The organism is Nitratireductor sp. ZSWI3 (assembly GCF_024655565.1).
Classification (GTDB): domain Bacteria; phylum Pseudomonadota; class Alphaproteobacteria; order Rhizobiales; family Rhizobiaceae; genus Nitratireductor.
The window spans coordinates 1-8,122 of sequence record NZ_JANKOF010000141.1 but is presented as its reverse complement, the minus strand read 5'-3'; the positions used below and the strand labels follow the sequence as shown (position 1 = coordinate 8,122).

Below are 8,122 nucleotides of genomic sequence, written 5' to 3'. Positions count from 1 at the left end.
CGCGCCTTGCGGCGCGCCCGTTTTTGCATGGTTTTCGCGCCTGGCTGCAGGAAGGGCCAACGGACGATCCGATGAACGACACGCCTCTTCCCACGCTGCTCTTTCCCTTCGAGCGCGGGCTCGTCGAGCCGCCGCGAGCGGGCGAGCGTGTGCTGTTTCTGGGCGCGCCGGCGGGCCTGCGCCTGCCGGAGGACTTTGCCGGCGCGATCTTCGCCGTGCAGGGATTCCGCCCCGACTTCCTCGCCCTTGAACGCGCCGGGATTAGGGTGACGCCGGAGGCGACGGGCGAGAGCTACGACATGGCGCTCCTGCTCCTCGGCCGCCACCGGCGCGAGAATGAGCTTCGGCTTGCCGAGGCGCTTGTCCGCACGCGGCCTGGAGCGCTCATCGTCGCGGCGTCGGCCAAGAAGGACGGCGGCGGGAGCCTGCGCAAGCGCATGGAAGAGCTGCTCGGCATCGAGGACCATGCCTCAAAGCATCACGGCATCGTCTTCTGGCTGCGCCGCCCGGTGGTGCTGGACGAAGCGGTGATCGCCGCGCTTTCTGCCCCCGCCGGCGAAGCAGGAGGCTATGCCACGGCCGCCGGAGGCTTTTCCGATGACGGGATCGACATGGGCTCAGCGCTGCTTGCCGAATGCCTGCCGGAGGATCTTTCCGGTGGCATTGCGGATTTCGCGGCCGGCTGGGGCTTTCTCTCGGTGGCCGCGGCAAGGCGTTGCCCCGGCATTCGCTCGATCGACCTCTACGAGGCGCATCATGCCTCGCTGGAAGCCGGACGCCGCAACATGGCGGCAAGGGCGCCGGAGATGCCCGCCCGCTTCTTCTGGCACGATCTGCTCGGCGAGCCGGTTTCGGAGCGCTACGACGCCATCGTCATGAACCCGCCCTTTCATCGCGGCCGGGCGGCCGAGCCGGACATGGGGCAGCGGATGATCGTTGCCGCCTCCCGGGCGCTTCAGCCGCGCGGCCGCCTGTTCGTCGTGGCAAACAGGCCGCTCCCCTACGAGGAGGTCCTGGCGCAGCACTTTTCCGCTCACGGCGAAATCCGCCGCGACGGAACCTTCAAGGTGCTGTGGGCGCGGAAATAGGCGCTCGGCATGACCAGTGCCGAGCGCCCTCGTGGTTCGACAAGCTCACCATGAGGGCTACTGCAGCGATGGCGTTTCAACAGCCCTCATGGTGAGCTTGTCGAACCACGAGGGCGCCTGGCGGGATTACTCCCCCGTCGCTTCGCTCATCCGCTTCAGCTCTTCCATGACCGGCATCGAGACGGTGTTGTAGCCGGAATCCACATAGTGGATCTCTCCGGTGACGCCGGAGGAAAGGTCCGAAAGCAGATAGAGCGCCGAGCCGCCGATCTCGTCGATGCCCACCGTGCGGCGCAGCGGCGCGTTGCGCTGCTGATAGGAGAACATGTAGCGCGCGTCCGAGATGCCGGCACCGGCGAGCGTGCGCACCGGCCCCGCCGAGATCGCGTTGACACGGATGTTGCGCGGGCCATAGTCGCTCGCCAGATAGCGCACGCTGGCCTCCAGCGCCGCCTTGGCGACGCCCATCACATTGTAGTTCGGCATCACCCGCACGGACCCGGCATAGGTGAGGGTCAGCATCTGCCCGCCATTGTCCATCAATTCGGCGGCCTTGCGGGCCACTTCCGTGAAGGAATAGCAGGAGATCACCATGGTGCGGATGAAGTTCTCGCGGCTGGTGTTGGCGTAGAGCCCCTTCAATTCGCTGCGATCGGAAAAGCCGATCGCATGAACGATGAAATCGAGGCTGCCCCATTCGCTCTTCAGCGCATCAAAGACGCTGTCGACGGTGGCGGAGTCCTCCACATCGCAGGGCAGGAGAAGCGAAGAGCCGAGGCTTTCGGCGAGCGGCTTGACGCGCCGGCCGAACGCCTCGCCCTGATAGGTGAACGCGAGTTCCGCGCCGGCATTGGCCAGCTTCTTGGCAATGCCCCAGGCGATCGAGTGATCGTTGGCGACCCCCATGACGAGGCCGCGCTTGCCTTTCATCAATGCATCCATTTACTCAACCTGCGTAACGCTGGAACACGAGCGTGGCGTTGGTGCCGCCGAAGCCGAAGGAGTTGGAAAGCACCGTATCGATCCTGGCGTCGTCGATACGCTTGCGCACGATCGGCACACCGTCGAACTCGGGATCGAGCTCGGTGATATGGGCGCTTTCGCCGATAAAGCCGGCCTGCATCATGAGGATCGAATAGATCGATTCCTGCGCACCGGCGCCGCCGAGCGAATGGCCGGTGAGCGATTTGGTGGAGGCGATGTGCGGGATCTTGTCGCCGAACACGGTGCGGATCGCCTCGATCTCGCGCGAATCGCCGACGGGCGTCGCCGTACCGTGGGTGTTGATGTAGTCGACGTCGCCCTTCACCGTAGAAAGTGCCTGGCGCATGCAGCGCACAGCGCCCTCGCCCGACGGGGCCACCATGTCGTAGCCATCGGAGGTCGCGCCGTAGCCGGTCAGCTCGGCATAGATCTTCGCACCGCGCGCCCGCGCATGCTCCAGCTCTTCCAGAACCAGCACGCCGGCGCCGCCGGCGATCACGAAACCGTCGCGCGTGACGTCATAAGCGCGCGAAGCGCTGGCGGGGGTATCGTTGTGCTTGGACGACATGGCGCCCATCGCATCGAAGAGGTTCGACATGGTCCAGTCGAGGTCTTCGTGACCGCCGGCGAACATCACGTCCTGCTTGCCCCACTGGATCATCTCCGCGGCGTTGCCGATGCAGTGCGCGGAGGTGGAGCAGGCGGAAGAGATCGAATAGTTCACGCCATGGATCTTGAACCAGGTGGCGAGCGTGGCGGAGGCCGTCGAAGACATGGCCTTCGGCACGGCAAAGGGTCCGATGCGCTTGGGCGAACCCTTTTCGATCGTTGTCTGCGCAGCCTCGAAGATGGTGCGGGTGGAGGGGCCGCCGGAGCCCATGATGATGCCGGTTCGCTCGTTGGTGATGTCGCCTTCCTCGAGGCCGGAATCGGCGATCGCCTGCTCCATCGCCACGTGGTTCCAGGCACCGCCCTTGGACAGGAACCGCATGGCGCGACGATCCACCAGCTCAGCCGGGTCAAGCGTCGGCGCCCCCCAGACCTGGCAGCGGAAACCGTGCTCGGCGAAATCCTCCGAGAAAGAGATGCCCGACTTGGCCTCGCGCAGCGAGGCGGTCACCTCGTCCGCATTGTTGCCGATCGAGGAAACGATCCCGAGGCCAGTAACGACGACGCGTCTCATGTGCTCTCCTTAGGGCCGGACACCCGGCCGCCCGTCCAGAATTGAAATTAGGCTTCCTGTTGAGCCAGACCGACCCGGAGGTCCGTCGCCTTGTAGATGGGGTCGCCATCGGCCTTCAGCCAGCCATCGGCAATGCCGAGCACGAGCCGGCCCTTCATGACGCGCTTGAAGTCGACGCCATACTCGACCTTCTTGACCTTCGGCGTGACCATGCCCTTGAACTTCACCTCGCCGGTCGAGAGCGCCATGCCCTTGCCGGGTAGGCCGAGCCAGCCGAGGAAGAAGCCCGTCATCTGCCACATGGCGTCGAGGCCGAGGCAGCCGGGCATGACCGGGTTGCCGATGAAGTGGCAGGGGAAGAACCACAGGTCCGGCTTGATGTCGAGCTCAGCACGAATGTAGCCCTTGCCGAACTCGCCGCCCTCTTCCTGGATATCGGTGATGCGATCGAACATCAGCATCGGCGGGGCGGGGAGCTGCGCGTTGCCGGGGCCGAATAGCTCTCCCCGCGCGCAGGCCAGAAGGTCTTCGTAGTCGTAGCTGTTTTTCGTTTGAGCCATCAAATTTGCCATCCCATCGACGGCCCAGTCCTGCCGGGCCCGTTCTTTTGATTGTCGGACCTCCCTATCACAGCTTCTTTCCCGCTGGAAACCGCCGTTGTGCGAAATCGCCCGTTGCCCGCCCGGCGCCCGTGAAAATCGGTCGCTATTGATCGGCTTGGCGCGACCGAATATATGTCGGAAGTCGGAAAGCGCGCCATGGTGGCGCGGGCCGCGCGCCGTGTCGGCACCGGCGCGAGCATACGGGACGGTTTCATTGAAGGCTGCGAACGAAAGGCAGGAGGCTTTGCTGGAGGACAGGCTGCGGAACGCGGGGCTGCGCCCGACCCGTCAGCGCATCGCTCTGGCCGAGCTGCTGTTTGCCGCCGGCGACCGCCACGTCTCCGCCGAAGCCCTGCATGAAGAGGCCCAGGATGCGGGCTGCTCCGTATCCCTCGCCACCGTCTACAACACGCTGCACCAGTTCACCGAAGCGGGCATGCTGCGCATCGTGCAGGTGGAGGGTGCGCGCACCCATTTCGACACCAATGTCTCCGATCACCATCATTTCTTCTTCGAGGAAGAGAACCTGGTGTTCGACATCCCGTCCGGGCGGGTGGAGGTGAAGAACCTGCCCGAACCGCCCGACGGCACCGAGATCGCCAATGTCGACATCGTGGTTAGGTTGCGCCGCAAGCCGCGCTGATCCTCGGCCTGTCCGCTGTCAGCCTTGGCGTCGGCCGATGCGCTAATCCTTGACGCTTTCGCCCGGATAGGCGCCCCACACCAGCGACTGGTCGATCCAGCCCGAGCGGCCGGCAAACTCCATTTCGCACCAATCGCCGTTGCAGGTCTTGATGGAGCCGACCGTGCCGGGCTCCACCCGGACCACGGTGCGCGCGTCCTTTTCCGGCTTGGCGTAGAGGTCGATGGCCGCCTGCTTGCCCTTGAACCAGGGGGCGGCGATGCCGGTGCGGCGGCCGGAAAGCAGCGCCTGGTTGATCCAGCCTTCGGCACCGTCCGCATCGCGCACGCGGCGCCAGTTGTCGTATTCCTGGATGATCTCCACCGGCAGGCCCGACTTCATGTACATCCAGTTGACGGCGTAGCTCAGCCCCGGCCCGATCCGCATGTTGACACGGCTCGACTTCAGGCTGACGAAACGCGGCAAGGGCAATCCGCTCGGCCCCGTCTTCACGCTCGGCTCGGTGTTGGCTTGCGCCTGCGAGGCGGCCGGCGCCGCCAGCATGGCGGCAATGGCGAGAACGGACAATAGTGAACGGAATGGCACAATGGCCGGCATTATCGAACTCCCGGAAACCCGTGTCTCGTGCGGTGACCTCGGCCCCGCCCTTTTTCTTTGTCTTGGCCTCACCCTCTTGATAGAGAGAGGACGACCTGGTGTCCTGCCCCGATCAAGCCGGCCACCGAGCGTCGCGCTGGCTCGGCATTGCAGTGTCGCGCGTCTTGGTTAAAGAGGTATCAACAGGGCGTTATTTTGGAGACCCCATGACCGTCAGGAAGAAGCCTCTCGTCGTCATCACCCGCAAGCTGCCGGACCCGGTCGAAACGCGCATGCGCGAGCTGTTCGACGCACGGCTCAATGTCGACGACAAGCCCCTGACGCAGCCCGAACTGGTCGCAGCGGTCAAGGAGGCTGATGTCCTCGTGCCGACCATCACCGACCGCATCGACGCGGCGCTGATCGCCCAGGCGGGCGAGAAGCTCCGGCTGATCGCCAATTTCGGCAACGGTGTCGACAACATCGACGTCGCCGCGGCCGCCAAGAAGGGCATTACGGTCACCAACACGCCGAACGTGCTCAACGAGGACACGGCGGATATGACGATGGCCCTGATGCTGGCCGTGCCGCGCCGCCTGACCGAGGGCGCCGAGTTTCTCAAGAGCGGCGTCAAGTGGGCCGGCTGGGCGCCGACCTGGATGCTCGGCCGCCGCATCTGGGGCAAGCGGCTCGGCATCCTCGGCATGGGCCGGGTCGGCACCGCGGTCGCCCGCCGCGCCAAGGCCTTCGGCCTGTCGATCCACTATCACAACCGCAAGCGTGTCGCCCCTGCCATCGAAGACGAGCTCGAGGCGACCTACTGGGACAGCCTCGACCAGATGCTTGCCCGCATGGACATCATCTCGGTCAACTGTCCGTCGACGCCGGCCACCTTTCACCTGCTCTCCGCGCGCCGCCTGGAGCTGATGCAGCCGAAGGCCTTTCTGGTCAACACGGCGCGCGGCGACGTGGTCGACGAGGATGCATTGATCCGGCTGATCGAGGAGGGCAGGCTGGCAGGCGCCGGCCTCGACGTGTTCGAGCACGAGCCGTCGGTCAACCCGAAGCTGGTGAAGCTCGCCAAGGCCAACAAGATCGTCATGCTGCCGCATATGGGCTCGGCCACCATGGAAGGGCGCATCGACATGGGCGAGAAGGTCATCATCAACATCCGCACCTTCTTCGACGGCCATCGCCCGCCCGACCGCGTGCTGCCGCGCAGCATCTGACGGCGGTGCGCGCCTGCCCCGGTTTGCCAGCCTGCAGCGATCGGTCGATCGTGTAGTTTAGCCCCGTGGCGTCTGGTGCCTGGCGCCCCCTTCTGGCCTGCCGGCCAGGGTTGCATGCCGTGCACCGGGCGCTTCAAGCAAAAAATGAGAAGCGCTACAGCACCGTGCTTCCTGGAAAGGCGCTAGCCGCGCCGGGCGCGGTAGGTGACGGTCTCGAAGCGGGCCGCCAGAGCGTCGTAGAGCAGCAGGCGGCCGATCAGGGGGGTGCCGATCCCCGCCACCAACTTGATCACCTCCATGGCCTGCAACGTGCCCATGACGCCGGTCAGCGCGCCGAGAATGCCGGCCTCCGCGCAACTGGGCACGAGGCCTGCCGGCGGCGGCTCGGGAAAGAGGTCGCGATAGCCTGGCAGCTGATTGCCGGCGGCATCGGTCTCGAACGGTTTCAGGACCGTCAGCGAGCCGTCGAAACGGCCGACCGCAGCCGTCACCAGCGGGCGGCCGACCGCGGCACAGGTGTCGGCAACAAGGTAGCGCGTGGTGAAATTGTCGGACCCGTCGACCACCAGATCATAGGAGGCGACCAGCCTGTCGGCGTTGTCGGCATCGAGGCGCAGCGCGTGGGTCTCGACCCGCACATTGGGGTTTATGCGCGCAAGGCTCGCGGCGGCGCTCTCCACCTTCGGCCGCCCGACGCTTTCGGTGTCGTGGACGACCTGCCGCTGCAGGTTGGAGAGCGCCACGGTGTCGTCGTCGACGATGCCGATCGTGCCGACGCCCGCGGCGGCGAGATAGGCGAGCACCGGGGCGCCGAGGCCGCCGGCGCCGATCACCAGCACCCGGGCACGCTTGAGCTTCTGCTGTCCGGCGCCGCCGATTTCCGGCAGCACGATGTGGCGGGCATAACGCTCGAGTTCATGGTCGGTGAGGGCAGGCGTGGCAGGCTGTGTCATGGCACGATCCTAATCCGGACGGGGCGGCCTGTCAGTGGGCCGCGGCGACTGTGCCGCCCGAAACGGAGAGAAACTGGGCGCGACCCTCGAGGGCGGCGAAGAGGGAGGCTTCCGTACCGGTCATGAAGGACTGGCAGTTGAGCTCCTCCAGTATGGCGAACAGCGCGGCGCGACGGTCGGGGTCGAAATGGGCGGAGATCTCGTCGAGCAGAAGGATCGGCGCGGTGCCGGAGAGTTCGCCGGTCAGGCGCGCATGGGCAAGCACGAGGCCGACCAGCAGCGCCTTCTGCTCGCCCGTCGAGCAGCGCGCCGCCGGCATGTCCTTGGGCACGTGGCGGACGACGAGGTCGCTGCGGTGCGGCCCCTCGAGGGTCCGTCCGGCGGCGCGGTCGCGGGGCCGCTGGTCGCGCAGCAGCGCGCGGAACGTCTCTTCAATGTCGACGGCCGGGCGATGGTCCATCTCCGCGTCGATCGTGCCTTCGAGTGCGATCGACGCCTTGGGAAAGGGCCCGCCCGCGGGCAGGCGCTCGTTCATGGCGGCGATCAGCCGCACCATCTCGGCGCGGGCGGCGGCGATGGCCACCCCGGTCTCGGCCATCTGCGTCTCGATGGCGTCGAACCAGGCGGCATCGTGGGAATCCTCCGACAGCAGGCGGTTGCGGGCGCGCATCGCCTTCTCGTAATCGAGCGCGCGGCGCCCATGGGCCGGGTCGATGGCGAGCACCAGACGGTCGAGGAAGCGGCGGCGGTCGCCGGCCGGCCCGGTGAACAGCGCATCCATCGCCGGGGTGATCCAGAGCACGCGCAGCCATTCCAGCATGGCGTCGGCGGAGCGTGCCGTCTCGCCATTGATGCGCACGCGCC

General features: G+C 66.3%; 9 protein-coding genes. 3 read left to right on the top strand and 6 right to left on the bottom strand.

What is annotated here, in order from left to right:
* Positions 1-71: 71 nt before the first annotated feature.
* Positions 72-1,088, top strand: coding sequence for a class I SAM-dependent methyltransferase (locus tag NUU27_RS24070; protein ID WP_257764839.1), 1,017 nt, complete (start codon positions 72-74; stop codon positions 1,086-1,088).
* Between the two features lie 126 nt (positions 1,089-1,214).
* On the opposite strand, the gene fabI is transcribed toward NUU27_RS24070, so the two are convergent.
* From fabI to fabA, 3 genes are read right to left on the bottom strand one after another with little or no spacing between them, the layout of a single operon-like run.
* Entirely contained in the window at positions 1,215-2,030 is an 816-nt protein-coding gene (gene fabI, locus NUU27_RS24065; RefSeq protein WP_257764838.1) for an enoyl-ACP reductase FabI, read from the bottom strand.
* A 4-nt stretch (positions 2,031-2,034) separates the two neighbouring features.
* The gene (fabB, locus tag NUU27_RS24060; RefSeq protein ID WP_257764837.1) at positions 2,035-3,255 is read right to left on the bottom strand and encodes a beta-ketoacyl-ACP synthase I; all 1,221 of its coding nucleotides are present in this window, start codon (positions 3,253-3,255) and stop codon (positions 2,035-2,037) included.
* A gap of 47 nt (positions 3,256-3,302) precedes the next feature.
* Entirely contained in the window at positions 3,303-3,815 is a 513-nt protein-coding gene (gene fabA, locus NUU27_RS24055; RefSeq protein ID WP_257764836.1) for a 3-hydroxyacyl-[acyl-carrier-protein] dehydratase FabA, read from the bottom strand.
* A gap of 256 nt (positions 3,816-4,071) precedes the next feature.
* Here fabA and irrA point away from each other — a divergent pair, with 256 nt between their 5' ends.
* On the top strand, positions 4,072-4,500 hold the full coding sequence (gene irrA / locus NUU27_RS24050; RefSeq protein ID WP_257764835.1) for an iron response transcriptional regulator IrrA: 429 nt from the start codon (positions 4,072-4,074) through the stop codon (positions 4,498-4,500).
* Between the two features lie 42 nt (positions 4,501-4,542).
* On the opposite strand, the gene NUU27_RS24045 is transcribed toward irrA, so the two are convergent.
* Positions 4,543-5,097: an SH3 domain-containing protein gene (locus NUU27_RS24045; protein WP_257764834.1), complete on the bottom strand. Its 555-nt coding sequence runs from the start codon at positions 5,095-5,097 to the stop codon at positions 4,543-4,545.
* A 206-nt stretch (positions 5,098-5,303) separates the two neighbouring features.
* Here NUU27_RS24045 and NUU27_RS24040 point away from each other — a divergent pair, with 206 nt between their 5' ends.
* Positions 5,304-6,305: a D-glycerate dehydrogenase gene (locus NUU27_RS24040; protein WP_257764833.1), complete on the top strand. Its 1,002-nt coding sequence runs from the start codon at positions 5,304-5,306 to the stop codon at positions 6,303-6,305.
* Positions 6,306-6,487: 182 nt separating this feature from the next.
* On the opposite strand, the gene NUU27_RS24035 is transcribed toward NUU27_RS24040, so the two are convergent.
* Positions 6,488-7,258 (bottom strand): molybdopterin-synthase adenylyltransferase MoeB, encoded by a 771-nt coding sequence (locus NUU27_RS24035; RefSeq protein WP_257764832.1) that lies wholly within the window; start codon positions 7,256-7,258, stop codon positions 6,488-6,490.
* 31 nt (positions 7,259-7,289) lie between these two features.
* The coding region (gene recF / locus NUU27_RS24030; protein WP_257764831.1) for a DNA replication/repair protein RecF at positions 7,290-8,122 on the bottom strand (833 nt) is incomplete at its 5' end.

Bases quoted from the DNA above. Each gene is read 5' to 3' on its own strand.
- NUU27_RS24035 (WP_257764832.1), bottom strand. From the start codon at position 7,258: ATGACACAGCCTGCCACGCCTGCCCTCACCGACCATGAACTCGAGCGT.
- fabI (WP_257764838.1), bottom strand. From the start codon at position 2,030: ATGGATGCATTGATGAAAGGCAAGCGCGGCCTCGTCATGGGGGTCGCC.
- fabA (WP_257764836.1), bottom strand. From the start codon at position 3,815: ATGGCTCAAACGAAAAACAGCTACGACTACGAAGACCTTCTGGCCTGC.
- NUU27_RS24070 (WP_257764839.1), top strand. From the start codon at position 72: ATGAACGACACGCCTCTTCCCACGCTGCTCTTTCCCTTCGAGCGCGGG.
- NUU27_RS24040 (WP_257764833.1), top strand. From the start codon at position 5,304: ATGACCGTCAGGAAGAAGCCTCTCGTCGTCATCACCCGCAAGCTGCCG.
- fabB (WP_257764837.1), bottom strand. From the start codon at position 3,255: ATGAGACGCGTCGTCGTTACTGGCCTCGGGATCGTTTCCTCGATCGGC.
- NUU27_RS24045 (WP_257764834.1), bottom strand. From the start codon at position 5,097: ATGCCGGCCATTGTGCCATTCCGTTCACTATTGTCCGTTCTCGCCATT.